Genomic DNA, 26510 nt, shown 5'->3' with positions numbered 1-26510 from the left:
CGAGGTCCGAGAATGGTTCATACCATTCGATCAATATCTATCGGTAACTGCCATGAAAACTGCCCGCTGCTTGCCCCGTATCGCTTCTCTTGTCTTGCTGGCCGGCTTGTCCGCCTGCGCCGCGTCCACGCCGCCGAAGGCGCAGCCGATGCCGATGGCCGCGCCGGCGCGCGACTCCGGCATGACGCCGACAGGAGTGGGTTTCGTCGGCTCCGGCGAAGACGGCAGCAGCGAGGAAACCAAGGTGCTGATCAAGGAGGTCAACCCCTACCAACCCATCGTCGTGCGGGTGGTGGGAACGGGCGCGGCGCCTTACACCAACAGCCTGACGCCCTCGCAGCGCAAGCTGCTGGCGATGCGGGCGGCCAGGCTGGACGCCTTCCGCTCCATCGCGGAGCAGGTGCAGGGCATGAAACTGGTGGGCAATAGCGCGGTGTCCAACATGATCGCCAACAGCGATAGCTTCCGCACCTATGTGGACGCCTATCTGCGCGGCGTGTCCATCGTCTCCACCAGCATGAAGCCGGACGGCACCAGCGAGGCGGTGGCGGAGATCACGCTGGATCAGGAGTTCTACAAGCAGTTCAAGAACGCGCTGGACAAGACCGGCAGCGTGATGAAGGCCTCGCAGGAAACCGGCGCCGTCGGCGCGACCACCAGCAGCAACAGCATGCAGGCGATGCCAGCCGCCGCGCCGGCCCGCTTCAGCAGCAATTTCTACGTGAACCAGTAAATGAAAAGAAACGGACTGGCCATTGCCGCCCTTGTGGCGGCATTTCTTTTGAGCGGTCCGGCCCGCGCCGAGGTGTTTTCCGCCGAAGGGGTGGCGCCGCTGGACAACGGGCTGGTGGCGGCGCGCGACATGGCGCTGCGCGACGCGCTCAAGCTGATCGCCATTCGCCAGGGCGCGCGGGTGGAGTCGGCCCAGGTGCTGGAAAACGGCCGCGCCAGCGAATCCGGCACGCTGACGGCGTCCGGCGCGGTGCAGGGCACAGTCAAAGTGGTGAGCGAATACCAGCAGGGCAAGCTGTACCACGTCAAGGTGCAGGTGGACGCCGGCGATCCTGCCGCCGCAGCCCCGCGTCCCCGCGACCCCTCCTGCGCGATGCCGCCGGGCCGCTCGCTGCGGCGCAAGCTGGTGACCACCTATTTCGGCGTGGAGCGGCCGGCCGAGGCTTCCGACATGCCGGACCTGGCGACGGCGCTGCCGACCGAGCTGTCGCGCCGGCTGGCGCGCAACAGCATGCTGACGGTGCGCGACGCCAACACGGTGTCGGTGCTGGCCGACAGCCGCATCGCCGAGCCCGCCGCCGGCTGGGACATCGCCAGCCAGCTGGGCCAGCGCGAGGACGTGCAGTTCGTTGTGGCGGGCAGGGTGCTGTCCACCTCGGTCACCGGCAAGGGCGCGCGTCCCTCGTTCTTCGAATCCAACAATACCAGCCAGCAGGGATCGTTCTATAACGGCCCCTTCGCCGGCATGTTCGGCATGGGGGTCAAGTATGTGCCCACCCAGCGCCAGTTCGACGCGGAAGTCTGGATTTACGACGGCCTGACCGGTTCGCTGCTGGCCAACGAGCGCGTCAGCGGCCTGGCCAAGGGCCAGGTGGTGCCGCCGTCGCCGCAGCCTTTCGCCTCCGCCGCCTTCTGGCAAGGCGACTACGGCAGGCTGGTGGACAAGCTGATGGACCGGGCGGCGCAGCGGGTGAACGACATCATTTCCTGCATCCCGTTCTCCGCCCGCATCGTCCGCCAGGAGGGCAAGCGTGTCTACATCAACGCCGGCCTGCTGGACGGCATGGCGGTGGGGGACAAGCTGCTGCTGTATCGGCGCGTGCCCGGCCAGCCGGTGCGCGACCTGATCTCCGGCCGCGAGCTGGGCATGCCGGAAACCCTGAACGGCGACGTCAGCCTGGTGCAGGTGCAGCCCAACTTCTCCATCGGCATCGCGCAGAGCAACAGCCAGCCGGTGTCCGAAGGCGATTACGTGCGCTTCGTGCCCGGGCGCTGACGCGCGTCAGGCGAAAGCCTGGCAGACATCCACCCATTGTCCGGTGGTGATGTCGCGCAGCTGCTGCGGGCTGATGCGCACCGCGCTGTGAACCGCGCCGGCGGCCGGCAGCACTTCGTCGAAAGCCTGGATCGACACATCCAGGTAGATCGGCAGTTCGCTCGCCAGTCCGAACGGGCAGACGCCGCCCACCGGGTGGCCGGTGATGGCTTCCACTTCTTCCGGCGGCAGCATCTTGCCCTTGCCGAAAGCGTCCTTGAATTTGCGGTTGTCGATGCGGGCGTCGCCGCGCGCCACCAGGATGACTTCTCGGCCGTCGTTCAGGCGGAAGGCCAGCGTCTTGGCGATGCGGCCGGCTTCCACGCCGTGCGCGGCGGCGGCCTCCGCCACGGTGGCGGTGCTGACCGGCAGTTCGATGATGGCGATGTGCGGCGCTTGGGCCGATAGAAACTGGCGGACCGATTCCAGGCTCATGGGCGGTTCTTTCGCTGGGGAGATTCAGCCATTATTTCCCGCTTCGCCCGCCATTGTGAAGCGCCGCGCGGCGCTTAGTCCGCCAGCGGCAGCGCCAGCGTCTCCTTCACTTCCTCCATCACCACATAGCTCTTGGATTCCTTCGCCGACGGCAGCTGCAGCAGGATGTCGCCCAGCAGCTTGCGGTACATCGACATGTCGGCGATGCGCGCCTTGATCAGGTAATCGAAATCGCCTGACACCAGATGGCATTCCAGGATTTCCGGAATGCTCATGATCTCGCGGCGGAAGGCGTCGAAGATGTTGCCGGACTTGGCCTCCAGCTTGATTTCCACGAATACCAGCAAGGAGCCGCCCAGCGCGTGCGGATTCAGGCGCGCGTAATAGCCTTCGATGATGCCGTCGCGCTCCATGCGCCGCACCCGCTCGGTGCACGGCGTGGTGGACAGGCCGACCTTCTCGGCCAGCTCGGTCATGGCGATGCGGGCGTTTTTCTGCAGGATGCGCAGGATCTTGCGGTCCATCTTGTCCAGCGCTTTGGCGGAGGAGGATATTGCCTTCATGTTTTCACTGTTTATATGTGAAATATTTGATAGTAATCATTTGATTCTCGTCAATTTCAGTGAAAAAAACCAGATGTCAATGCATATACTAGCGGAATTCACTATCTGGTAGTGGCAAGACTACAAACGGAGAAAGACAATGAAGGTAATCGTGCTGGGCGGCGGCGTTTTGGGCGTATCCACCGCGTGGTATCTGGCCAAGGCGGGTTGCCAGGTGACGGTGCTGGAGCGCCAGGACGGCGTGGCGCTGGAAACCAGTTTCGGCAACGCCGGCCAGATCTCCCCCGGTTACTCCGCGCCGTGGGCGGCGCCCGGCATTCCGTTGAAGGGTCTGAAGTGGATGTTCCAGCGCCACGCGCCGCTGGCCATCAGTCCGGACGGCAGCCTGTACCAGTTGCAGTGGATCGCCAAGATGCTGGCCAATTGCAATGAAAAGGCCTACGCGGTCAACAAGGGCCGCATGATGCGGCTGGCCGAGTACAGCCGCGACAAGATCAAGGAACTGCGCGCCGAAACCGGCCTGCAGTACGAAGGCCGCCAGGGCGGCACGCTGCAGCTGCTGCGCAGCCAGGCCCAGGTGGAAGGCATGGCCAAGGACATCGCCGTGCTGCGCGAGTGCGGCGTGGATTTCAATGTGCTGGATCCGGATGGCTGCGTCCGCGTCGAGCCGGCGCTGGCGGCGGTCAAGCACAAGCTGGCCGGCGGCCTGCAGCTGCCCAATGACGAAACCGGCGACTGCAATCTGTTCACCAGCCGCCTGGCGGAGTTGGCGCGCGCCAAGGGCGTGGAATTCCGCTTCGGCGTGACCGTGGACGGCATCGAGAACGACGGCAAGCGCATCACCGGCGTGCGCGTCGGCGACGAGCTGCTGCGCGCCGACCATTACGTGGTGGCGATGGGCAGCTATTCCCGCGACTTGGTGAAGGAGCTGGGCATCGACATCCCGGTGTATCCGGTCAAGGGCTACTCGCTGACCGTGCCCATCACCAACGCGGCCGGCGCGCCGACCTCCACCATCCTGGACGAAACCTACAAGGTGGCGATCACCCGCTTCGACGACCGCATCCGCGTCGGCGGCATGGCCGAGCTGTCCGGCTACAATCTGGAACTGAACCCGCGCCGCCGCGAGACGCTGGAAATGGTGGTCGGCGATCTGTACCCGAACGGCGGCGACATCAAGGCGGCCAGCTTCTGGACCGGCCTGCGGCCGATGACGCCCGATGGCACGCCCATCGTCGGCGGCACCCGTTTCGCCAACCTGTCGCTGAATACCGGCCACGGCACGCTGGGTTGGACCATGTGCGCCGGCTCCGGCAAGGTGCTGGCCGACCTGATCACCGGCGCCAAGCCGGAAATCAGCGTCGACGGCCTGTCGATGCAGCGTTACGCCAAGCAGGGCGAAACCCTGGTGGTGCCGGTGATCCGTCCCGCGGTGCAAGGGGCCTGAAGCATGCGTCCGTTGATCGCGACGATACGGCTGGACCATCTGCGCCACAATTATCAGCTGGCGCGCGCCGCCCACGGCGATAAAACGCTGGCGGTGCTGAAGGCCAATGCCTACGGCCACGGCGCGGTTCGCTGCGCGCAGGCGCTGGCCGACATCGCCGACGGCTTCGCCGTCGCCTGCCTGGAGGAAGCGCTGGAATTGCGCGCCGCCGGCATCGCCCAGCCCATCCTGCTGTTGGAGGGCGTGTTCGAGGCGGAAGAACTGAAGGCGGTGGACGAGCATGGTTTGTGGATGGCGGTGACCAGCGAGGAGCAGCTGCGGATGGTCGAGCAGTCGAATCCGACCCGGCCGCTCACCATCTGGTTGATGCTGGACTCCGGCATGCACCGCGAGGGCTTTCTGCCGGAAAACTATCACCAGGCCTGGCATCGGCTGCAGGCTTGCGGCAAAGCGGGCGGCATCACCAAGATGACCCACTTCGCCCGCGCCGACGAACCGGAAGTGCCGATGACCTTCGCCCAGCTGGAGGCTTTCGACGCCGCGGTGCGCGGCCTGCCGGCCGGCGACGAGTCGGTGGCCAACTCCGCCGGCATCCTGTGCCACCCGCGCGCGCAGCGCAACTGGGGCCGCGTCGGCATCGCGCTGTACGGCGTGACGCCGCTGCCGGCAGGCTTCGGCCAGGGCGACGCGCTGCGCCCGGTGATGCGTTTCTCCAGCAAGGTGTTCGGCGTGCGCGAGCTTGGCGTCGGGGAGCCCATCGGCTACGGCGACAACTTCGTCACCGACCGCCCCACTCGGGTGGGCCTGGTGGCCTGCGGCTACGCCGACGGCTATCCGCGCCGCGCGTCCAGCGGCAGTCCGGCCGTGGTGGACGGCCAGCGCACGCGCTTGATCGGCCGGGTGTCGATGGACATGCTGACGGTGGATCTGACCGATCTGCCGGAGGCCGGCGTCGGCAGCGAGGTGGAGCTGTGGGGCGACGCGGTGTCGGTCAACGAGGTGGCGGCGCAGGCCGGCACCATAGGCTACGAGCCCTTGTGCAATATCAAGCGCGCGCATTTCGTCTACCGTTGATCTTCGCGCGGCTTAAGACAAAGCCCGGCGTTTGCGCCGGGCTTTTTTTTTGCTGCGCGGGCAAGGCTCAGCCGCGCTGCACCACCAGTTTTTCCACTCTTTGCGTCGCGTCGCGGGTGCGCTCGGCCAGCTTGCGCACCTCGTCGGCCACCACCGCGAAGCCGCGGCCGGTTTCGCCGGCGCGCGCGGCTTCTATCGCGGCGTTCAGCGCCAATAGATTGGTTTGATCGGCGATGGACTGGATGGTGCTGACGATGGCGGCGATCTCGCTCAGGCTTTTTTCCAATTGCTGGCGCTGCTGGCTTTCGCTGTTCAGCGCCTCGGAGCGCTTTTCCGCGTCGATGTCGGTCAGCGCGCCCACCACTCTCAGCGGCGTGCCGTCGGCGGCGCGCCGGGTCTGGCCGCGGGCGCGGAACCAGTGGTATTCGCCGTTTTTGCATTGCAGCCGGTATTCCAGATCGTAAGGCGTCTGGCCGCTGCGGTCGTTCAGGTGGGCGGCGAAGGCGGCCAGCACCCGCTGCTTGTCTTCAGGATGCAGGCGGCTGGACCAGCTCTCCAGCAGGTTGGGAAATTCGTGCTCGCTGTCGAAGCCCAACTGGCGGCGGAACTGCGGCGACCACCAGAAGGCGTTGTTGCCGCTGACCGGGTTGGCCGCGTCCACCTCCATGTCCCATAAGCCGTCGGCCTGCATGGCGCTGCCCAGCTCGAAGCGGGTCATCGCCCGCTCCAGCAGCGATTGCTGCTGCCGCTGTCCGGTGATGTCGGACAAGGAGCCGGCCACCCGCAGCGGGATGCCGCGCTCGTCGCGCAAGGTGGCGCCGCGGGCGCGGAACCAGCGGTATTCGCCGTTCTTGCATTGCAGCCGGTACTCGATGTCGTACGGGGTCTGGGCGCTGCGGTCGCCCAGGTGGGCGGCGAAGGCGTCCAGCGTGCGCGCCTTGTCGTCCGGGTGCAGGCGGTTGGCCCAGCTGCCTAGCACATCGGGGAAATCGCGCTGGTCGGAAAAACCGAGCAGCGAGCGGAACGTCTGCGACCACCAGAACACATTGTCCGGGTTGACCGGGTCGCCCGCGACCACCGACATGTCCCACAAACCCTCGCTGGCGGCGCGGTTGACCAGATCGAAGCGGGTGGAGACCAGCGCCAGCTGCTCCTCGGACTCCAGCAGCGCCTCTTGCAGTTGCTGGAGCTGCCGCGTGGTGGACAGGCGCTCTTCGTCGGCCTGGCTGATCTGGCGGTCGCGCGCCTCCCATACCCGGGATAGTTTCTCTCCCAGCGCGCGCCAGCGCTCGTTGCCGTGGATGCGCCATGGCGCGGATTCGCCGCGCAGCGCGGCGTCGGTGGCGTTTTCCAGCTGATGGATCATCTTGTTGCCTGCAAACCACATGGGAAGGCTCCAGTAGATTGGCCAGACTTCAAGCATAGGCCGGGGAGATTTCCATGAAATATGTATAAATACGTGTTTGGCATGCCGCCGCATCCGGCTGGCATGGATGTCCGGCGCGGGGCGCTGTGGTTAAATGGCTGGCTTTTATCCGAACGACCAGCGTTTCGACCGCGTTCGCGCATCGAATCCGCGCAGAATCCATAAACCGCGATGAATCCTTCCCGTACCGCGCTGGGCCTGTTGCTGGCCTGCGCCTTGCCCGCCTGGGCCGACGCGCCGCCGATCCCGCCCGACTTGCGCGACGGCGCCGACGCGCGCCGCCTGCTGCAGGACAATAGCCGGCGTTTCGACGACCTGATCCAGCAGCAGCGGCTGCGGCAGATCCAGAGCGGCGGCAGCGAAGTCGCCAGTCCGCAGGCGCCGGTGCTGAGCGGGCGCGATTGCCTGCCGGTCAAGGGGCTGCGGCTGGCGGGCATTTCCCTGCTGTCGCGGGAAGACGTCAACGCCTTGGGCCTGCCGCATGGCGATTGCCTGGATCTGGCTGAAATCAATCGCTTCAGCCGCGCGCTGACCGCGCTGTACCTGCGGCGCGGCTACATCGCCGCCCGGGTGCTGGCGGAGGGGCCGGACGAGCGCGGCGTGCTGACGCTGCGCGTGGAGGAGGGCAAGGTGGCGGCTATCCGCAGCGACGACGCCAGCCTGCGCGTGGCCAACCTGTTTCCCGGCATGGCGGGGCAGCCGCTGAACGTGCACGACCTGGACCAGGGGCTGGATCAGGCCAACCGCTTGCGCTCCAACCACGCGACGGTGGATGTGCTGCCGGGCGAGCGCGTCGGCGACACCATCATCCAATTGCGCAACCAGCCCGACTCCCGCTGGTCGGGCGGGCTGACGCTGGACAACGCCGGCCGCGAGTCGACCGGGCGTCTGCAGGCCGGCGTCAGCCTGGGCTGGGACAATCCCGCCGGTTGGAGCGATTTGCTCAGCCTGTCGGCGCAGACCACCGGCGAGCGGCAGGAGGTAAGGCACAGCCGCAGCGAGTCGCTGTTTTATTCGCTGCCTTACGGTTACTGGACGTTCAGCGTCTTCGCCAGCCGTTCCGACTATCTCAATCCGCAGCAGCTGCAGTCCCGCGTGGCGCAGTTGTCCGGCGAAACGGCGCAAACCGGGCTGCGGCTGGACCGGGTGTTGTCGCGCGACCAGACCCGGGTGCTGAGCGCCGACCTGCAGTTGGTGCAGAAACGGGTGCGCAATTTGTTCCAGGACGTAGAGCTGGGCGTCAGCAGCCCCAATCTGACAGTGCTGGAGGCGGGGCTGTCGCAGATGCGCATCCTGCCGTCCGGCCTGCTGCAACTGGATGGCAGCCTGCAGCGCGGCATGCGCTGGCTGGGCGCGGACGCGCCCGACGCCATTCATCCGGGCGCGCCCAATCCGCAGTTCAGCAAGCTGAAGCTGAGCCTGGCCTGGTACCAGACGCTGGCCTTGCCCGGCGGGCCGTACCAGTGGCAAAGCGCGCTGTCCGGCCAGGCCAGCCGCGACCGCCTGCCCGGCGTCGAGCAATTGGACATCGCCGACGCCAGCGCGGTGCGCGGCTTTCGCAACAATTCGCTGGTGGCGGAGACCGGTTGGTATTGGCGCAATACCTTGTCCCGGCGGCTGCAGTACGGCGGGGTCACGCTGACGCCGCGCATCGGGCTGGATGGCGGCAGGGTGCTGCAACGCGGCAGCCAGGATGCCTGGCAGGACATCGCCGGCCTGGCGACGGGGGCGACGCTGGGGCGCGGCGGCCTGACGCTGGACCTGGACTACAGCCGGCCGTTGTACAAGCCGGCCTCCTGGCAGGCCGAAGGCCACATCCTGTTCGCGCGGCTGAACTGGCAGTGGTGAGCGGGGCGTGGTGTAAATGAAACGAAAACAATCTTAAGAATGTTGTGAATAAGTATTTCAATTGATTTGATTTAAAAAAACCTTAGATTCCAAATCAAACGGTTGTTTTAATGGTGGCGCCCTGTGTCGCGCGGCTGTGATTTTGGTTTCGAGGGGATGATGATGAAAAGAACAAAGTTCGACTTGTCCGTAACCGGCAAGGTAGCCGCGGCATTGACGCTGGCTTTCGTATTGGCCGACGCCAGCCTGGCCGGCGGCATCACCGCGGCGGGCGGCAGCGGCGCGCAGCCGCAGGTTTCCACCGCCGGCAACGGCGCGCAGGTGATCAATATCGTGGCGCCAAGCGCGGCCGGCGTGTCGCATAACCAATACCAGGATTTCAACGTCGGCAAGCCCGGCGCGGTATTCAACAACTCGCTGCAGGCGGGCCAGTCGCAACTGGCCGGCCAGCTTGGCGCCAATGCCCAGCTGGGCGGCAACCAGGCCAGCGTGATCCTCAACGAAGTGGTCAGCCGCAATCCGTCGTTGCTGCTGGGCAAGCAGGAAGTGTTCGGCAAGGCCGCCGACTACGTGCTGGCCAACCCCAACGGCATCGCCTGCAACGGCTGCGGCTTCATCAACATCCCGCGCGCGTCGCTGGTGGTCGGCGGCGCCAATCTGCAGGACGGCGCCATCGCCTCGCTGCAGGCCGCCAATAACGGCAACGCGCTGAGCATCGCCGGCGGCGGCGCGTCCGGCGTCAACGTGCTGGACCTGATCGCGCCGCGGCTGGATGTACGCGCCAATGTCTCGGCCGCCGACGCCATCCGCGCGCGCGCCGGCTTCAACACCGTCGATTACGCCAGCGGCCAGGTCACGGCGACCGCGCCGGCTCCGCAAGGCGTGGGCAATCTGGACAGCTATTTCCTCGGCGCGATGCAGGCCGGCCGCATCAATATCGTCAGCACCGCGGCCGGCGCCGGCGTCAATGTCGGCGGCAACCTGGCCGGCGGCGACGAGCTGAGCATCCGCTCGGCCGGCGCGCTGGCGGTGCAGGCCGCCCAGCTCAAGGGCAAGCAGCTGGCGCTGGACGGCGCCAGCGTGGATATCTCCGGCCGGGTGGACAGCGAAACCGGCAAGGACAGCAAGCACGACGAAAGCTGGTTCATCTGGAAGACCGGCGAGAGCAGCAGCGCCTCCAGCAAGACCGACAGCAGCGTCAAGCGCGCGTCGCTGCAGGGCGACGATGTGTCGATTAAGGCCGCGGGCAATGCCCACGTCGGCGCGGCCGACATCCAGGGCCAGGACGTGAAGCTGAGCGCGGGCAGCCTGAATCTCGACGGCCAGCTGGCCGAGAGCAGCGCCAGCAGCAGCGACCACGCCTGGAAGAACTCCTGGGCCTACAACCAGGACAAGAGCAGCGTCACCCAGGCGCAATCGGTGGCGCGCATCAAGGCGCAGCATGATGTCGAACTGAACGCCACGGCTGGCGGCGCCAGCATCGCCGGCGCCAGCGTGGACGCCGGGAACAACCTCAAACTGTCGGCGACCGGCGACGTGAAATTGTCGGCGCTGCTGGAAACCGATAGCAGCAGCGACGTCGGCAACCGCAAGAACGACGGCGCGGCGCTGGAAACCGGCAGCTGGAACAACAGCAGCAGCCAGCAGCGGCTGGTGCAAAGCCAGCTGCGCGCCGGCAACGCGCTGGGCGTCACCGCCAGCGGCGACATCGCCGCCCAGGCGGCGGTATTGAAATCCGGCGGCGACGCCGTGCTGTCCGCTCAGGGCAAGACCACGCTGGCGACGCAGACCAGCGCCAACAGCAGCAGCACCCAGAACGGCAAAACCTATTGGGGCGGCATCGGCGGCGGCGGCAACCAGAACAACAGCGACAGCGCCACCGTCAACACCGGCAGCGCGGTCAACGCCGGCGGCAAGCTGTTCATCAACGGCGACGCCGGCATCGCCATCAATGGCAGCCAGGCCAAGGGAACGCAGGGCGCCTACGCCAAGACCCAGTCCGGCGGCGTGGTCATCGACAGCGCGCTGGACCTGGCCCAGACCCGCACCGACCAGCGCACCGGCACCGCCTTCAACATCACCAGCAGCGCCAGCAAGGGCAGCACCAGCCAAGAGACCGCGGTCGGTTCTGCGCTGAAGTCCGACGCCGACCTGCAGCTGCTCTCCGCCGGCGACGTGGCGGTGACCGGCAGCCTGGTGAAGGCGGCGCAGGCGCTGAACATCCAGGCGGTGGGCGACATCAAGGTGGCCAGCCAGGCCGCTGAAACGCACAATCAGTCGCAGGACAGCCAGCTGGCGCTGCGCGGCGTCGGCGCCGAGACCGGCGACAAGCAATACCGCGGCGGCGTGCGGCTGGAAAACACCAGCACCAGCCAGCAGCTGGACCAGACCAGCCAGACCGGTTCGCAATTGTCCGGCGGCAGCGTCAAGCTGGCGGCGGGCAACGACCTGAGCCTGAGCGGCTCCAAGCTGGAAACCGCCGGCGACGCCAGCCTGTCCGGCCAGAATGTCAGCCTCAACGCGGCGCAGAGCGCCAGCCACAACGATAGTTCCACCACCGTCAGCGGCGGCGGCCTCTATCTGACCGGCGGCCTGGACAAGACCGGCGCCGGCATCGAGTTCGGCCAGAACAGCAGCCGCACGGTGGCGGACGGCAGCGCGGCGCAAGTTTCCGAAGTGAAGACCGGCGGCAAGCTGGACATCACCGCCGGCAACGGCATGGGCGCGCTGCAGAACCAGGGCACGCAGATCAAGGCGGGCGGCGCGGTGACCATCGCCGCCGGCGACGTCAGCAACCAGGCGGCCGTCAGCCAGCAGTCCACCCAGCAGACTTCCAGCCACTGGGGCGTGGATGTCGGCGTCAATGTCGACTACAGCGGCATCACCCGTCCGATCGCCAATGCCGGCGGCAGCGTGGCCAAGGGCGACGTGGCCGGCGCGGCAGGCCAGGCGGCCAATCTGGGCGCGGCCAACCTGGGCGTGGACATCGGCGCCATCGGCGGCAGCGCCAGCTCGCAAAGCCAGAGTAGCGCGGCGCAGGCCACCAGCATCGCCGGTTCGGCCATCAACGTGGCCGCGAGCGGCGCCTTGAAGGACCAGGCGACGCAATACCAGGCGACCCAGGGCCAGGTGAGCATCAGCGCCGACAGCCACCAGATGACGGCGGCGGCGAATAGCCAAACCCAGAGCAGCCAGGCCAGCGAAGGCGGCGCCAGCGTGCGCGTCTACACCACCACCGGCCAGGACGTGAACGTCAAGGGCAGCGGCCAGGGCAGCTACAGCAACAGCCAGAGCGCGTCCAGCAACGCGGTGACCGGCGCCATCCAGTCCGCCGGCGGCGTCAGCATCCAGGTGAACAACGACGCCAGCTACCAGGGCGCGGCCATCAACGGCGGCAGCGGCCAGGCCGCTATCCAAACCGGCGGCAAGCTGACGCTCTCCCAGGCCAACAACACCAGCAGCAGCCAGCAGCATGATGTGAAGGTAGACGTCGGCCTGGGCATCAGCACCAGCCCGATCGACGGCGGCAGCAAGCTGGGCGGCAGCGGCAATCTGGCGGTGGGCAATCAGCAAAGCCAGGCGGCCAGCAGCCAGGCGGCGACAGGTTCGGTGCAGTCGGCCGGCGGCATCGCGCTGACCGCCGGCAACGGCCTGACCGTGCAAGGCGGCAGCCTGCAGAGCGGCGGCGACGTCAAGCTGCAGTCCGACGGCAAGGTGAGCCTGCAGGCCGCTACCGGCAACGACAGCAAAACCGGCAGCGGCTGGGGCTTCAACGTCAACGCCGGCGGCAACAACAGCAAGGGCAAGGACGCGTCCGGCCAGGGCTTCAATGTCGGCGGCGGCGTGCAGCTGTCCAGCCAGAACGAAAGCAGCGCCAGCCAGTCGGGCGCGCAGGTGAGCAGCGGCGGCGCGCTGAGCGTGGCCGCCGGCGCGACCGGCAACAACGCCATCCAGCTGCAAGGCAGCCAATTGGGCGGCAAGACGGTCGGCCTGACGGCCGATAACGGCGGCATCAGCCTGCAATCGGCGCAGAACAGCAGCCAGAAAAACGACTGGAGCGCCAGCGCCAGCCTGGGCGGCGGCGGCAACAGCAGCGTGGCCAAGGAAAACGGCCAGCCCAAGGCCGACGGCGCGAGCAAGACCTACCAGGCGAACGGCGGCTTCGACGTCAAGGTGGACCAGCAGGACAAGCTGGCCAACGCCAACGCGACGGTCAAGGGCGACCAGGTCAACGTAAAGGCCGATGGCCAACTGACGCTGGCTGGCGGCAACATCGCCGGCGGCAAGGTGGACGGCAGCGTCGGCGGCAACGTGGTGGTGCAAAGCCAGCAGGACCGCAACAACAGCACCCAGGTGGAAGTGGGCCTGAACGTCAGCAGCTCCAACGCCAAGGCCCCCAGCGTGGTGGACCAGGCCGCGGCCGTGGCCGGCCCGCTGTCCGGCGCGGTGAAGGACAAGGCGACTGACGCGGTGAACGCGGTGGCTGACAAGGTGCAGGGCGCTCCGGCAGCGGCAGATGCCAAGCCGGGCCTGGTGGACGGCGCGCGGCAGCAGGCCGGCAGCACGCTGAAGGACAAGCTGCTGAACCCGCAGGACAAGGGCACCCAGGTGTCAGGCGTGATCGACGTCAGCGTCAAGACCGACAACAGCGTGGGCAGCGTCAGCGCCATCAGCGGCGACCAGGGCGTCAATCTCGCGGTGGGCGGCAAGGCGCAGTTGAACGGCGGCCAGATCGCCTCCAGCGGCGGCAAGGTGAACCTGGGCGACGCCAAGGTGGAAACCAGCGACATCCAGACCAGCAGCTATACCGGCGCCGGCGGCGTCAAGCTGGACGGCACGCCGGCGGCCATCATCCAGCAGGCGGTGAAGGATGTCACCTCCGGCCAGATGCCGCTGATCCATGTCGAGCGCGGCAGCCAGAACCAGACTGTGGCCGGCCAGGTGAAGTCGGGCAGCTGAAAACCGGCGGCTTCCGCCTGAGGGCGGGCTATGCTGACTCCATGGCGGAGTCGCATGGCCCGCCTTTTTTGATGCCGAGGGGGGGGCGGAATGACGTGTGAAAACAACGCGCGCATCCTGGTGGCCGACGACCATCCGCTCAGCCGCGAGCTGCTGAGGCAGATGCTGGAGCATCTGGGCGCGGAGGCGGATTTCGCCGCCGATGGCGAAGAGGCCGTCGACATGGCAGGACGCGCGGATTACCGGTTGATCTTGATGGATGTGAAAATGCCGCAGATGAACGGCCTGGAGGCTGCCTTGAGGATTCGCGGCCGGCGGGAGCGGCCGCAGCCCTGCATCGTCGCGATGACCGCTTGCGCGTTTGGATGCGAGCGCGATGGTTGCCGGGAGGCGGGGATGAATGCCGTGCTGGTCAAACCGTTCAAGCTGGAGGAATTGCGGCGCGTATTGGCAGCCTGTTTGCCGGATGGCGCGGGGGGAGACTGCTGCCCGTTGTAGTGGTGGAGTCTCGCAATGGAAAACGGCAGCCCGCGGGCTGCCGTTTTTGCGCGGCGAAGGCTTAGAAGCGGCCTTCGCTGTAGTCCTCCATCGCTTGCTCGATCTCCTGCCGCGTGTTCATCACGAACGGCCCCCACTGCGCGATGGGTTCGCCCAGCGGCCGCGCCGCCAGCAGCAGCAGCCGGCTGGGCGCGCCGCCATTGGCCAGCAACAGGCCTTCGCCCTCATTGTCCAGCACCGCCAGCTGGCGCGCGCGGATGTCGGCGCCGCCGGCCTGCAGCTCGCCCTGATAGAGATAGGCGAAGGCATGGTGCCCGGCTGGCAGCGGTAGCCATAGGCTGCCGTTGGCGGGCAGCGCGATGTCCAGGTACAGCGGCTCGGTGGAGGGGCGCTCGATCGCGCCGTGGCGGCCGTCGAAGCGGCCGGCCAGCAGCTTCAGCTGGTTGCCATCGGCGTCTTGCCAGCTGGGGATGTCCGCCGCCTGGATGTCGCGGTAGCCCGGCGCAGTCATCTTGTCCGCCGCCGGCAGATTGATCCATAGCTGGAAGCCGTGCATCAGGCCGTCCTGCTGCTCGGGAACCTCCGAATGGACGATGCCGCGCCCGGCCGTCATCCATTGCAGGCCGCCGGGGCCGAGCAGGCCTTCGTTGCCGGCGTTGTCGCGGTGGCGCATTCGGCCCGCCAGCATGTAGGTGACGGTTTCAAAGCCGCGGTGCGGGTGGCTGGGAAAGCCGGCGATGTAGTCGTCCGGATTGTCGGAGCGGAATTCGTCCAGCATCAGGAAAGGGTCCAGCCGCCGCTGCAGCGGCTGGGTCAGCACCCGCAGCAAGCGCACGCCGGCGCCGTCCGATACTTCCTGTCCGTTGACGATGCGTTCCACTTTTCTGCTGCGTTTTGACATGGCTTGGCTCCAGATGAATCACGATGACCCTATTGTTGCAGTGAAAAATCAGATAAAAAAGCGCAAAATACTGTGCAAAATGATCAAGAATTTAGATAAATGAAGCCATTCAGGACGACGCTGGAACAATGGCAGGTGCTGCAGGCCATTGTGGAAGAGGGCGGTTTCGCCCAGGCGGCCGCGCGGCTGCATCGCAGCCAGTCGGCGGTCAGCTACGCGGTGGCCAGGCTGCAGCAGCAACTCGGCGTGGAATTGCTGCGGCCTGACGGGCGGCGGATGCGCTTGACCGCCGACGGCGCGGCGCTGCTGCGCGAAGCGGGTGATTTGCTGCAGGCGGCGGACCGGCTGGAGCGGCGCGCGCAGGGTTTGCAGGCGGGCTGGGAGCCGGAGCTGCGGGTGGCGTTGGACAGCCTGCTGCCGACCGAGGTGATGCTGGCCGCCTGCGGCGATTTCGCCGGCCACTGCCGGGAAACCCGGTTGCAGCTGCGCGAAGTGGTGATGTCAGGCGCCGACGACGCCTTGCACCAGGGCGAGGCGGCGCTGGCGGTGGCGGGGAGGGTGCCGCAGGGCTTTTTGGGCGATTGGTTGCTGGACGCCGAGTTCGTCGCCTGCGCGGCGCCGGGGCACGCGCTGCACGCGCAAGGCGGGATGCTCGACGAGGCCAGGCTTCGGCGCGAAGTGCAGGTGGTGCTGCGAGATTCCGGCAGCCGGCAGCCGCGCGACGAGGGCTGGCTGGGTGCGCATCAGCGCTGGACGGTGTCGCAGCCGGAAACCGGCATCGCGATGGTGGAGGCCGGGCTGGCTTTCGGCTGGCTGGCGCGGCACCGCATCGCCGCGCAACTGGCTGACGGCAGGCTCAAGCCCTTGCCGCTGAAGAGCGGCGCGGTGCGCAAGGCGTCCTTGTATCTGGTGCTGGCGGATCCGCCGGCGGCGGGGCCGGCGTGCCTGTATCTGGCTGAGGCGCTGCGGCGCGCGGCTCAGGCCTGGATAGCCGCGCTGGCTCAGTGATTGGCCTGCTGGCCTTTCAGATAGCTTTCCAGCGCGTGGCCGGCGGAAAGAATGTGGAAGCGCAGGAATTCCGCCGCCTCGTCCGCCTTGCCCTGGCGGCACATTTCCAGCAGCCGGGTGTGCTCTTCGTGCGCGCGCTCCATGGTGCGGGTGAACAGAATCTGCATCCGGGTATAGCGGTCGGTCTTGTTGTGCAGCTGTTCGATCAGCGCCAGCGTGTTGGGGCGCTTGGCGGCGCGGTACAGCGCCAGGTGGAAGCGCGAGTTGATCTCGCCCCAGTGGCGCACGTCGTTGTTGTGGAGGGCGGCCTCGAATTCGCGCAGCGTCTGCTGGGCGGCGTCGTGGTCGGCCTGGGTCTGACAGGGGATGGCGGCCTTCAGCAGCGAGCCTTCCAGCATGGCGCGCACTTCCAGCAGCTCCAGCACGTCTTCCAGCGACAGCTTGGAAACCAGCGCGCCCTTGTGGTCGATGATCTGGATCAGGCCTTCGGCCTCAAGCTGGCGCAGCGCTTCCCGCACCGGCACCCGGCTGACGCCGTATTCGTTGGACAGCGCCTCTTGGCGCAACTGTTGGCCGTCGGCGAATTCGCCGGACAGGATGCGGCGGCGCAAGGATTCGGTAACGGCACTGGTAAGCGTCTGGCGCTTGATCGGCTGCAGGGTGGTCATGGTGGGTATCGTTATCTGTCAGTCAATCGGATACATGCAAATGTATTCGATTATACGGAGCTTCATTGTTCAGGCAAGCGGCAAAATTGAACATTTTCGTCGCGAATCTGTAATTCTTGGCTGCCGGGGTGAAAAAGCCGGCGGCGGGGCGGATTTTTCGCTTCCCCCATGGGCGTGGGCGCGATCGGCCAGCCGGGAAATCGGCAGGGGCGCCGGTTGCGGCCCGCCTGTTTGAGCGCGGTGCGCACGGCGCAGGGCTGGCGCAAGGCGTGCCGGGTGAGTCCCGATGGCTGGCACTTTTGCATGCTTGGCTTTCGCGGCAAGGCCTTATCCAGTGCCCAGGCGAGGAGCGCGCCTGTGGCGGAGGCGTTGCCTGAAAGTAGCGGCGCAGTCTCAATTTGATGCGCTGCGGCGCATCGGGATGCGAAAAAGGCCTTGGTTTCGAAAGAAGCCAAGGCCTTTTGCATGTTTTGGGGTGGATAATGGGACTCGAACCCACGACAACCGGAATCACAATCCGGGACTCTACCAACTGAGCTATATCCACCGCTGAAACGGCTGGTTTCACGGCGCAGCCATGAGACCGATAAACTGTGGGGTGGATAATGGGACTCGAACCCACGACAACCGGAATCACAATCCGGGACTCTACCAACTGAGCTATATCCACCGCTGATCGCCGATCAGACTTGCTGTCCGACGAGGAGGCGAATTATATGGGGACATTGGCCGGAGCGCAAGCATATTGTGCAATTTCGTTTGAAAGCGTTTGCGCGGCGATTTGGACTGGTTTTGCTTTGTCGTCTGGATGGTTGGAAGGCTGGCGAAATCGGTAGGCTTGGACCGGTGGCGAGGATTGGGCGGCGGCGGAAATGCAAAAAAGCGGCCAAATGAATGGCCGCTTTCTGCGTAATTCGTGGGGTGGATAATGGGACTCGAACCCACGACAACCGGAATCACAATCCGGGACTCTACCAACTGAGCTATATCCACCACTGGGTACTGCTATCAAGCAAGCTTGGCGCGCCCGACAGGAATCGAACCTGTAACCCCCAGCTTAGAAGGCTGGTGCTCTATCCGGTTGAGCTACGGGCGCTCTATCGGGCTGCTTGTCTGCTGGTCGGGGCGGCGGGATTCGAACTCGCGACCCCCTGATCCCAAATCAGGTGCGCTACCAGGCTGCGCTACGCCCCGAACAGAGAACGCAACTATACGGATGGGGCTTTGGCCTGTCAATGCCTTTGCTGAATTATTTTTCATGTTTTTCTCGGGTATTTTGAGCATGAAATATTTGCCTGCGGCATTTTTCCTTATATCTCTTGAGCTTAAGAGAAATAATCCTGGCGGGCCGTCTTACCGCGCTGCGGAAAAAATGCGAGAATGGCGGCCGTTATTTATCTGCGTCAAGATGGGATTCAGGCATGTCGGCACAATTGATCGATGGCAAGGCGGTAGCGGAAAAGCTGGTGGAGAAAGTGCGCGAAGGCGTGGGCGAGCGTTTGCTGCAGGGCAAGCGCGCGCCGGCGCTGGCGGTGGTGCTGGTGGGCGACAACGCGGCATCGGCGGTATACGTCGGCAGCAAGAAGCGCGCTTGCGAGAAGGCGGGCATCCGCTCGGTGGCTTATGACTTGCCGGCCACCACCAGCCAGCAGCAATTGCTGGAAATCATCGACGACCTGAATGCCGATGCCGGCATCGACGGCATTCTGGTGCAATTGCCGCTGCCCAAGCAGATCGATCCGCAAGCGGTGATCGAGCGCATCGATCCGAAAAAGGACGTGGACGGCTTCCACCCTTATAATGTCGGCCGCCTGGCGATCAAGATGCCGCTGATGCGGCCGTGCACGCCGCGCGGCGTGATGACGCTGCTGGAGGAGTACGGCATCGACCCCAAGGGCAAGAAGGCGGTGATCGTCGGCGCGTCCAATATCGTCGGCCGTCCGCAGGCGCTGGAGATGCTGCTGGCGCGCGCCACCGTTACCGTTTGCCATAGCGCGACGCAGAACCTGGCCGAAGAAGTGGCCGGCGCCGACATCCTGGTGGCGGGCGTGGGCATTCCCAACTTCGTCAAGGGCGAGTGGATCAAGCCGGGCGCGGTGGTGATCGACGTCGGCATCAACCGCCTGGAAAGCGGCAAGCTGTGCGGCGACGTGGAGTTCGACGCCGCGCGCGAGCGCGCCGGCTTCATCACCCCGGTGCCGGGCGGGGTCGGTCCGATGACGGTGGCCACGCTGCTGCAGAACACGCTCGACGCCGCCAATCAGTACGCCTGAGTCCGCCATCGCCCTGGCGGCGTTGACGGCCATGCTCGCCACAGCCACCGGCGCCGCCGGGCTGTGGCGATTTTGTTTGCGCCGGCGCGCCGGATTGCAGACAGCGGCGCCCGGCTGTTTTAGTATTAGGTGAAACTAAATTACGGATTTGAACATGAGTCACGAAAAACACTCGGCGACGCTGCTGATGAGCGCGCCGGACAAAAAAGGCCTGGTCGCGGCCATCGCCAATTTCCTGATGACCTACAATGCCAATATCATGCATGCCGACCAGCATCAGGATACCAGCGAAAACCTGTTCCTGATGCGGGTGCAGTGGGACCTGGATGGTTTCACCCTGCCGATGGACAGCTTCGCGGCCGCTTTCCAGCCCATAGCCGACGAACACAATATGAGCTGGACGGTATCGCTGTCGGCGCGCAAGCCGCGCATGGCCGTTTTCGTGTCGCAATACGAGCACTGCCTGGCCGACCTGCTGCACCGCTGGCGCATCGGCGAGCTGGAGTGCGACATCCCGCTGGTGATCTCCAATCACGAAACCTGCCGCCGCCTGGTGGAGTTCAACGGCATTCCCTTCCATCTGATCCAGGTGACCAAGGACAACAAGGCCGAGGCCGAGGCCGAGCAGTTCCGCCTGCTGGAAGAGGCGGGCGTCGATTTCATCGTGCTGGCGCGCTATATGCAGATTCTGTCCGGCGAGTTCGTCGAGCGCTACCCGGACCGCGTGATCAATATCCACCACAGCTTCCTGCCGGCTTTCGATGGCGCCAAGCCCTACCATCGCGCATTCGCCCGCGGTGTGAAGCTGATCGGCGCCACCAGCCACTACGTGACCGAGGATCTGGACGAAGGCCCGATCATCGAGCAGGAGGTCACCCGCATTTCGCACCGCGACGCGGTGGAGGATTTGATCCAGAAGGGCCGCGACCTGGAAAAAGTGGTGCTGTCGCGCGCGGTGCGCTGGCATCTGGACAACCGCGTGCTGTCGTACAACAACAAGACCGTGGTCTTCGATTGAGCCTGCCATGCGTTTGTTGATCGACGATGTGCTCGATTTGCTGCGGCTGCGGGTCAAGCCGCTGGCCGTCTACCAATATCCGTGGTGGCAACCGGCGCTGCTGCTGACCCTGCTGGGCCTGATCGCCAGCGGCGACACCGCCGAGCTTGGCGGCAACATCGCCGGCCGCATCGGCTTCATGGTGTTGTTCACCTGGCTGGAGACGCTGCTCTTTACCCGCTTCATCACCTTCTGGCTGCGCCTGTCCAAGGGCGAGCTGGCCGCGCCGCTGTTCGGCCTGGTGGTGGTGGCCAGCGGCCTGCAGTTCGTCGAGCCGCTGACCAGCTGGCTACCGGACGACGCGGCCGCCGTGGTGGACGTCCTGTTGTCTCTGATCGGCCTGGTGGTGCTGGTGAACGCGCTGGCCGTGGTGTCGGCGGTGTCGCGCCTGCGGGTGTTGCTGGGCGTGGCGCTGTTCATGCCGCTGGCGCTGGTGCTGCTGGCGGCGACTTTGTCTTTCGCCAAGACCGCCGGCTGGGTGGATTTGCCGGCCGACATGGTGGCGATGATGCAGGAGCGGGGCGTGGCGGTTTCGGCGTCGGAGCCGGCGGCCAAGGCTCGCTAGACCCATCGGGGTCATGAAAAAAGGGCATGCCCGCAGGCATGCCCTTTTTGTTTCAAGGCCGGGGCTTAGTCCACCTTGGCGATGTAGCGCGCCAGCCCCAGCAGCGCGCGCAGGGCCTGGCCCTTGGCGGTTTCCTCGCCGCGCAGCCTGGCGTAGCGGCGCAGGATGGCGCGGCCCTCCACGAACAGATCCATGTCGGTGTCCGGCGACGACACCAGCGCGATGCGTTCGATCTCGTTCTGCGGCTTGGGCTGGCCCTGGGCGATGCAGAGGTAGACCTTGTGCGCGTTGAACGGCGTGATGTGGTCGAACAGATAAAGCATGGAGTTGATGCGCAGGCCGGTTTCTTCGCGCACTTCGCGGATCAGCGCCTGGGAGCGCAGCTCCCCGCGGTTGGCCTTGCCGCCTGGCAGATTGTAACGGCCGCCGCGGCTGGCGGTGACCAGCACGCCGTCGGGCATCTCGATGATGGCTGTGGCTCGCCTGGCCAGGTCGCTGGGCAGGCGTTCATTCTTGCGTTCTTCCAAAACACTCATTCTTCCGAAAAGTCATTGTTAATGATGAGGTCTTGCGCCTCTTTGATGGCAGTCATTCTAAAACAGATGGCGCTTTAGTAGAGCGCCATCTGTATTTCAATAAGTGGAATTACTGTCTACTTGCAATTTTATAATAGGCGTCGCCCAAGTCCAGTCTATTTACACGAATTTGGCCGCGAGGCCGCCTATGCCCACCAGCAGGCAGTAAAAGCCGAAGGGGCGCAGCGATTCGATTTCGGTTTTCTTGAAGTAGCGCATCAGGAACCAGGTGCTGGCATAAGCGCACAGGCCGGCCACCGCGCCGCAGGCCAGCAGCAGGCCCCAGGGCGCCGGGGCATGGCTGTGGGCGAGCTTGGGGATTTCCAGCACGCCGGCGGCGGTGATGATGGGGGTGGCCAGCAGGAAGGAGAAACGGGCCGATGACGCGTAGTCCAGGCCGTGGGCGAGGCCGGTGACCAGCGTGGCGCCGGAGCGGGAAAAGCCCGGCAGCAGCGCCAGCGCCTGGCCGGCGCCGATCTTGATCGCCCCGGCCAGGCTGAGTTCGGACAGCTCGTGCGAGGCGGTTTTTTTCTTCAGGCGGTCGCCCCACAGCAGCATCAGGCCGTTGAGCGCCAGGAAGATCAGCACCGCGGTGGTGCTGGTGAACAGCTGGCGCAGCTGTTTTTCCAGCAGCAGGCCGAGCAAGCCGGCCGGGATGGTGCCGGCGATCACCAGCCACATCAGCCGCGCTTCGGGATTGCTGGCGCGGCCGCGGGCCTTCAGCCAGCCGCCGATCAGCGCGATCCAGTCGCGGCGGAAGTAAATCAGTAGCGCGGCGGCGGTGCCCAGATGCAGCATCACCATGAAGGGAAGGAAGTCCGGATGGGTGCGGTTGATCGACCAGTGCAGCCAGTCGGGAATCAGCACGCCATGCCCCAGGCTGCTGACGGGAAACAGTTCGCTGATTCCTTGGATGACGGCAAACAGCAAAGCTTCGATTGCGTTCATGGACAACCCCTGTTCAAGTGATGATGCGGCGGCAGCCGGCGAATTGCCGGCTGCCCATGGTTGTTTTGCATAACGCGCGCGCCGGCGCGGGGTTTACCCGGCTCAGTGCGGGCGGCGCTCCTGTTGCTCCAGCGCTTGCTCTTCCTGTTCCAGCTGGCGGCGGATCGCGGCGAAGAAGTCATGGATGCCGTGCACCGACGGCGAGATGGCGGCCAGCCAGGCCGCGCGCTGCTCCGCGCTGACGGCTTCGACGAAGGGACGCATTTCGGCGTCCGGGTGGCGTTCGAAGCCCAGCGCCAGGATGGGTTCCAGCAGCGGGGCGTTTTCTTCCGATTCGAACAGCATGCCCCAGTCGTCGTTCAGCAATTCCATGCCGGCGATGAAGCCCTCGCACCAGTCGTTGCCCAGCACCGCGCCGTTGGCGTCGGCGTCCAGCCAGGGCTGGAATTCGCCGCCGGACAGCGCGTTGGAAATATCCTGCCAGTGGCCGCGCAGCAGCGCGACGAACTGTTCCAGCGATTTTTCGCTGGGGAAGGCGCTTTCATCGTCGAAAGCCTCGCCCAGGATCAGCGGCAGGCATTCGGCCGGCGGAATGGCTTGCGGGCCGGACAACAGGGCGGAGAAGAAGCCGTCCAGCTGTTCCAGATTCATGCATTGCTGGCTGGTGAAGCGGTTCAGGGTGGCGGACAGGCGCTGGTAGTCCTGCTCGCTGAGCGGCTTGTGCGGCATATTGGGCTTTCTGAGAGGGTATGGCGGCCATTATGCCGCCGAGGCGGCCAAAACAAAACCGCCCGCATCAGCGGGCGGCGGGAAACTCGGGGCGGCGGGGCCGATTAGTAGGAAGCCAACACCAGGCCGGCGATCAGCGCGGACAGAATGCTGACCAGGGACGAGCCGTAAACCAGCTTCAGGCCGAAGCGGGACACCATATTGCCGCGATCTTCGTCCAGGCCCTTCACCGCGCCGGCGATGATGCCGATCGAGCTGAAATTGGCGAAGGACACCAGGAAGATGGACAGCACGCCGCGGGTGTAGCTGGACAGGTGGGCGGCCTGGTTCTTCAGTTCCAGCATGGCGACGAATTCGTTGGTCACCAGCTTGGTGGCCATGATGCTGCTGGCGGTCAGCGCTTCGTGCGTCGGCACGCCCATCAGCCAGGCGAACGGCCAGAACACGTAGCCCAGCATGGTCTGGAAGTTGATGCCGAAGATGGCGGTGAAGATGAAATTGACGCAGGCGATCAGCGCGATGAAACCCACCAGCATGGCGGCCACGATCACGGCGATCTTGAAGCCGGTCAGGATGTACTCACCCAGCATTTCGAAGAAGGACACGCGGTGCGCGTCGCTGCTGATCAGCTCATCCTCGCCCAGCGCGCTGTCGTAGGGGTTGATCAGCGACAGCACGACGAAGGTGCTGAACAGGTTGAGCACCAGTGCGGTCACCACGAAGCGCGGCTCTATCATCTGCATGTAGGAGCCGACGATGGACATCGACACGGTGGACATCGCGGTGGCGGCCAGCGTGTACATGCGCTTCTCGTCGAAGGTGTGGATGATGTTCTTGTAGGCGATGAAGTTTTCCGACTGGCCCACCATCATCGAGCTGATGGCGTTGAACGACTCGATCTTGCCCATGCCGCTGATCTTGGACAGCACGAAGCCGACCGCGCGGATCACCACCGGCAGCACGCGGATGTGCTGCAGGATGCCGATCAGCACCGAGATGAACACGATGGGCATCAGCACGTTCAGGAAGAAGCTGAACTCGCCCTTGTTCTGGATGCCGCCGAAGGCGAAGTCGGTGCCTTCCTTGGCGAAGTCCATCAGCTTGGTGAAGACGCTGGAGATGCTGCCGACGATGGCGAGGCCGTAAGTGGTGTTCAGCAGGAAGAACGCCAGGGCGATCTCGATGACCAGCAACTGGATCACGGAGCGGATCTTGATGTTCTTGCGGTCGCGGGCGACCAGCTGGGTCAGGGCCAGCACGACCACGAGGCCGATGATGAATTGGACGATATGCATGAGATTAGTATCGCTTTTGGGTTTCCCCTGCCTTGGCAGGTTTCGAGCAACGTTTCGGTCCCGCAAGCGGGCCGCACGCCAGTTTTTATAGGGCTGCGGGCAAAGCCGCGGCCGCCGCGCCGCCATGTTCCGGGGATATGACGTTGCGGCAGTAGGGACAATGCGCTGAAGTTCGGATGAAAACTAGTCTTTACATCAAACTATCTATCTTTAAGTGAAGATAGATCGGCCGCTATGGCATAAACGCCACAGGCGGCCGGCGGTTTACGCCTGGGGAGACGAGTCTTCGTTTTCGCGGCGCGCCTTCTCCGCGAAATAGTGGGCGCGGCGGGCTTCCTTGGCGGCGGCCTTTTCCGCCAGCTCGGCGGCTTTCTTGGCCTTCTCCGCGTTTTCCTCCGCCAGATGCGCGGCCTTGGCGGCCTCGCGCTCGGCGGCTTCCAACGCCTCGATTTCCTCGACTTCCTTGCGCGTCTTGCAGGGGCTGGTTTTTTCGAACCAGGCCACCGACTCCACGTGCGCGGTGTGCGGGAACATATTGATGATGCCGGCCGTCTTCAGCGTGTAGCCCTTGGTGTTGACCAGGATGCCGGCGTCGCGCGCCAGCGTGGCCGGATTACAGGACACGTAGACGATGCGCTTGGGCGCGGTTTCCTCGGTGATGGCCTTCAACAGCTGCACCGCGCCGTCGCGCGGCGGGTCCACCAGCATCTTGTCGAAATGGCCCAGCGCGGCGAACGACTCCTCGGTCACCTCGAACAGGTTGGCCATTTCATAGCTCACCTTGTCCTGCAGGCCGTTGTGGGTGGCGTTTTCCACCGCGCGCTTCACCAGCGGCTGGCTGCCTTCCATGCCGTGCACGATGGCGCCGGAACGGGCGATGGGCAGCGTGAAGTTGCCGATGCCGCAGAACATGTCGGCGATGCGCTCGCCCGGCTGCGGGTCGAGGAATTTCAGCGCGCGCGCCACCATCACCGCGTTGATCTGCGGATTCACCTGGGTGAATTCGGTGGGGTAGTAGGGCATTTCCACCGCGTATTCCGGCATGCTGTAGGTCAGCTTGGGCGCGTCCAGCGGGTAGATCGGATAGCAGGTGTCCGGGCCCTTGGGCTGCAGCCAGACCTGCAGCGGACGCTCGGCGGTGCCGTGCCGGTCGGAGAATGCCTTCAGGATGGCGAAGTCGGCATCGGTGATGGCGTCCATATTGCGGAACACCAGGATGTCGAGCTTGTCGCCGACCGCCACTTCCACCTGCGGCATGCGCTGGCTGATGGACAGCGTGGCGATCATCGCGCGCAGCGGCATGATCAGGTCGGAGATGTGCTTGGGCAGAATGTGGCACTCGCGCATCTCGGCGATGTAGCTGGAGCTTTTCTCATGGAAGCCCACCAGCACGCCGCCCTTCTTGGCCACCATGCGTGCGGACAGGCGGGCGCGATGACGGTAGTGCCAAGCCGGTCCGGCGATGGGGGTGAGAATGCGTTCGGCCTTGACCTTGCCGATGCGCTTGAGGTTGTCTTCCAGCACGCGCTGCTTGATCGCCACCTGGGCGGTGAATTCCACGTGCTGCATCGAGCAGCCGCCGCAGGTGCCGAAGTGCGGGCAGCGCGGCTCGGCGCGCATGAAGCTTTCCTTCAATACGGCGCTGGTCTGGGCGTTTTCGTAGCTGGGCTTCTTGCGGTAGCTGCTGTAGACAACCTTTTCGTACGGCAGCGCGCCATCGATGAAAATGGTCTTGCCGTCAACGTGGGCGACCCCCCGGCCTTCGTGATCCAGCGATTCGACCAGGGCAATAGTCTGTGGGTGCGTCATCGTCTTGCTTGCAAAATCAAACGGTAAACGCGGATTTTCTCAAAAACCGGCGATTCTTGCTGGTTTTTTTACGTTGAGGGAGCGGGCGGGGCGGTCGGCGCAAGTCGCTAGGAGTCAGTTGCCCCATGCCGCAGGCGGGCGCTCTTTACTCCATGAAGACATCGCAGACGCGGTGGCCGGCGCTTGCCGGTCCCGGCATGGCTTGGCTGAGTTGCGCCGGGCCGCGCGGCAGTCGGTAATAGAGCGGTATGATCTGAGAAGTGTTTGTTTGCCCAGACAGCTGCAGCTGCTGGGTTTGACGAATTGATGCTTGGCGGGGCGGTGTAAATTCGCACAATCCGGGCCGGCGGGGCTTTCTGTTACAATCCGAACCATGTTCATGTAA

At 65.2% G+C, this 26510-nt stretch carries 22 protein-coding genes and 5 tRNA genes; 11 read left to right on the top strand and 16 right to left on the bottom strand.

Annotated features, from left to right (window positions below):
* The first annotated feature begins 52 nt into the window (after nt 1-52).
* Nucleotides 53-733, top strand: a complete 681-nt coding sequence (locus tag MY55_RS19625; protein WP_043577528.1) for an LPP20 family lipoprotein — start codon at nt 53-55, stop codon at nt 731-733.
* Complete coding sequence (locus MY55_RS19620) at nt 734-2008, top strand: flagellar assembly protein T N-terminal domain-containing protein (protein WP_043577526.1); 1275 nt, start codon at nt 734-736, stop codon at nt 2006-2008. It begins immediately after the preceding gene.
* Between the two features lie 6 nt (nt 2009-2014).
* Here MY55_RS19620 and MY55_RS19615 read toward each other — a convergent pair whose 3' ends face one another.
* On the bottom strand, nt 2015-2482 hold the full coding sequence (locus tag MY55_RS19615; protein WP_043577523.1) for a YbaK/EbsC family protein: 468 nt from the start codon (nt 2480-2482) through the stop codon (nt 2015-2017).
* 74 nt (nt 2483-2556) lie between these two features.
* Nucleotides 2557-3045, bottom strand: coding sequence for a winged helix-turn-helix transcriptional regulator (locus MY55_RS19610; RefSeq protein ID WP_043577520.1), 489 nt, complete (start codon nt 3043-3045; stop codon nt 2557-2559).
* A gap of 139 nt (nt 3046-3184) precedes the next feature.
* On the opposite strand from MY55_RS19610, the gene MY55_RS19605 reads away from it, so the two are divergent.
* The gene (locus MY55_RS19605; RefSeq protein ID WP_043577519.1) at nt 3185-4492 is read left to right on the top strand and encodes a D-amino acid dehydrogenase; all 1308 of its coding nucleotides are present in this window, start codon (nt 3185-3187) and stop codon (nt 4490-4492) included.
* 3 nt (nt 4493-4495) lie between these two features.
* Nucleotides 4496-5566 (top strand): alanine racemase, encoded by a 1071-nt coding sequence (alr, locus tag MY55_RS19600; RefSeq protein WP_043577518.1) that lies wholly within the window; start codon nt 4496-4498, stop codon nt 5564-5566.
* Nucleotides 5567-5633: 67 nt separating this feature from the next.
* On the opposite strand, the gene MY55_RS24490 is transcribed toward alr, so the two are convergent.
* The gene (locus MY55_RS24490) at nt 5634-6953 is read right to left on the bottom strand and encodes a methyl-accepting chemotaxis protein (protein WP_047257893.1); all 1320 of its coding nucleotides are present in this window, start codon (nt 6951-6953) and stop codon (nt 5634-5636) included.
* Between the two features lie 210 nt (nt 6954-7163).
* Between MY55_RS24490 and MY55_RS19590 the strand changes: the two genes are divergently transcribed.
* The 3 genes from MY55_RS19590 (at nt 7164) to MY55_RS19580 (ending at nt 14297) form a co-directional block, all read left to right on the top strand.
* Nucleotides 7164-8840 (top strand): ShlB/FhaC/HecB family hemolysin secretion/activation protein, encoded by a 1677-nt coding sequence (locus tag MY55_RS19590; protein ID WP_047236454.1) that lies wholly within the window; start codon nt 7164-7166, stop codon nt 8838-8840.
* 162 nt (nt 8841-9002) lie between these two features.
* Nucleotides 9003-13799, top strand: coding sequence for a hemagglutinin repeat-containing protein (locus MY55_RS19585; RefSeq protein ID WP_167595313.1), 4797 nt, complete (start codon nt 9003-9005; stop codon nt 13797-13799).
* 90 nt (nt 13800-13889) lie between these two features.
* Nucleotides 13890-14297, top strand: coding sequence for a response regulator (locus MY55_RS19580; protein WP_047236456.1), 408 nt, complete (start codon nt 13890-13892; stop codon nt 14295-14297).
* A 61-nt stretch (nt 14298-14358) separates the two neighbouring features.
* Here the strand turns inward: MY55_RS19580 and MY55_RS19575 are convergent, their stop codons facing one another.
* Nucleotides 14359-15198, bottom strand: coding sequence for a pirin family protein (locus MY55_RS19575; protein WP_047243607.1), 840 nt, complete (start codon nt 15196-15198; stop codon nt 14359-14361).
* A 99-nt stretch (nt 15199-15297) separates the two neighbouring features.
* Here MY55_RS19575 and MY55_RS19570 point away from each other — a divergent pair, with 99 nt between their 5' ends.
* On the top strand, nt 15298-16206 hold the full coding sequence (locus tag MY55_RS19570; protein WP_043577502.1) for a LysR family transcriptional regulator: 909 nt from the start codon (nt 15298-15300) through the stop codon (nt 16204-16206).
* Here MY55_RS19570 and MY55_RS19565 read toward each other — a convergent pair.
* From MY55_RS19565 to MY55_RS19540, 7 genes are all read right to left on the bottom strand, one after another.
* Nucleotides 16200-16874 carry a GntR family transcriptional regulator gene (locus MY55_RS19565; protein WP_043577501.1) on the bottom strand — a complete coding sequence of 225 codons (675 nt, stop codon included), beginning with the start codon at nt 16872-16874 and terminating at the stop codon, nt 16200-16202. The genes MY55_RS19570 and MY55_RS19565 overlap by 7 nt on opposite strands.
* Before the next feature lie 62 nt (nt 16875-16936).
* Nucleotides 16937-17341 (bottom strand): hypothetical protein, encoded by a 405-nt coding sequence (locus MY55_RS23885; protein WP_157889392.1) that lies wholly within the window; start codon nt 17339-17341, stop codon nt 16937-16939.
* A gap of 4 nt (nt 17342-17345) precedes the next feature.
* Nucleotides 17346-17421, bottom strand: a tRNA-His gene (locus MY55_RS19560).
* Nucleotides 17422-17468: 47 nt separating this feature from the next.
* Nucleotides 17469-17544, bottom strand: a tRNA-His gene (locus tag MY55_RS19555).
* Between the two features lie 247 nt (nt 17545-17791).
* Nucleotides 17792-17867: transfer RNA gene (locus tag MY55_RS19550), tRNA-His, on the bottom strand.
* 26 nt (nt 17868-17893) lie between these two features.
* Nucleotides 17894-17970: transfer RNA gene (locus tag MY55_RS19545), tRNA-Arg, on the bottom strand.
* Between the two features lie 21 nt (nt 17971-17991).
* Nucleotides 17992-18068: transfer RNA gene (locus MY55_RS19540), tRNA-Pro, on the bottom strand.
* A 227-nt stretch (nt 18069-18295) separates the two neighbouring features.
* Here MY55_RS19540 and folD point away from each other — a divergent pair.
* The 3 genes from folD to MY55_RS19525 all read left to right on the top strand — a co-directional run bounded on the left by folD (nt 18296) and on the right by MY55_RS19525 (nt 20769).
* Nucleotides 18296-19147 (top strand): bifunctional methylenetetrahydrofolate dehydrogenase/methenyltetrahydrofolate cyclohydrolase FolD, encoded by an 852-nt coding sequence (folD, locus tag MY55_RS19535; protein WP_043577500.1) that lies wholly within the window; start codon nt 18296-18298, stop codon nt 19145-19147.
* Nucleotides 19148-19301: 154 nt separating this feature from the next.
* Nucleotides 19302-20165, top strand: a complete 864-nt coding sequence (gene purU / locus MY55_RS19530) for a formyltetrahydrofolate deformylase (RefSeq protein WP_043577499.1) — start codon at nt 19302-19304, stop codon at nt 20163-20165.
* Between the two features lie 7 nt (nt 20166-20172).
* Nucleotides 20173-20769 (top strand): hypothetical protein, encoded by a 597-nt coding sequence (locus MY55_RS19525; RefSeq protein WP_065202904.1) that lies wholly within the window; start codon nt 20173-20175, stop codon nt 20767-20769.
* Between the two features lie 65 nt (nt 20770-20834).
* On the opposite strand, the gene MY55_RS19520 is transcribed toward MY55_RS19525, so the two are convergent.
* From MY55_RS19520 to rlmD, 5 genes are all read right to left on the bottom strand, one after another.
* Nucleotides 20835-21305, bottom strand: a complete 471-nt coding sequence (locus tag MY55_RS19520; RefSeq protein WP_047236458.1) for an NUDIX hydrolase — start codon at nt 21303-21305, stop codon at nt 20835-20837.
* A 159-nt stretch (nt 21306-21464) separates the two neighbouring features.
* Nucleotides 21465-22292 carry an undecaprenyl-diphosphate phosphatase gene (locus MY55_RS19515; protein ID WP_047243611.1) on the bottom strand — a complete coding sequence of 276 codons (828 nt, stop codon included), beginning with the start codon at nt 22290-22292 and terminating at the stop codon, nt 21465-21467.
* Between the two features lie 102 nt (nt 22293-22394).
* Nucleotides 22395-23021, bottom strand: a complete 627-nt coding sequence (locus tag MY55_RS19510) for a YecA/YgfB family protein (protein WP_047236459.1) — start codon at nt 23019-23021, stop codon at nt 22395-22397.
* 104 nt (nt 23022-23125) lie between these two features.
* Entirely contained in the window at nt 23126-24316 is a 1191-nt protein-coding gene (locus MY55_RS19505; protein ID WP_043577496.1) for a NupC/NupG family nucleoside CNT transporter, read from the bottom strand.
* A gap of 264 nt (nt 24317-24580) precedes the next feature.
* Complete coding sequence (rlmD, locus tag MY55_RS19500; RefSeq protein ID WP_043577495.1) at nt 24581-26125, bottom strand: 23S rRNA (uracil(1939)-C(5))-methyltransferase RlmD; 1545 nt, start codon at nt 26123-26125, stop codon at nt 24581-24583.
* Between the last annotated feature and the right edge of the window lie 385 nt (nt 26126-26510).

It is taken from the genome of Chromobacterium subtsugae, from assembly GCF_001676875.1.
GTDB classification, from domain to species: Bacteria; Pseudomonadota; Gammaproteobacteria; order Burkholderiales; family Chromobacteriaceae; genus Chromobacterium; species Chromobacterium subtsugae.
Note: the sequence above shows the minus strand (reverse complement) of the source record. Positions and strands in the feature narration are given on the sequence as shown.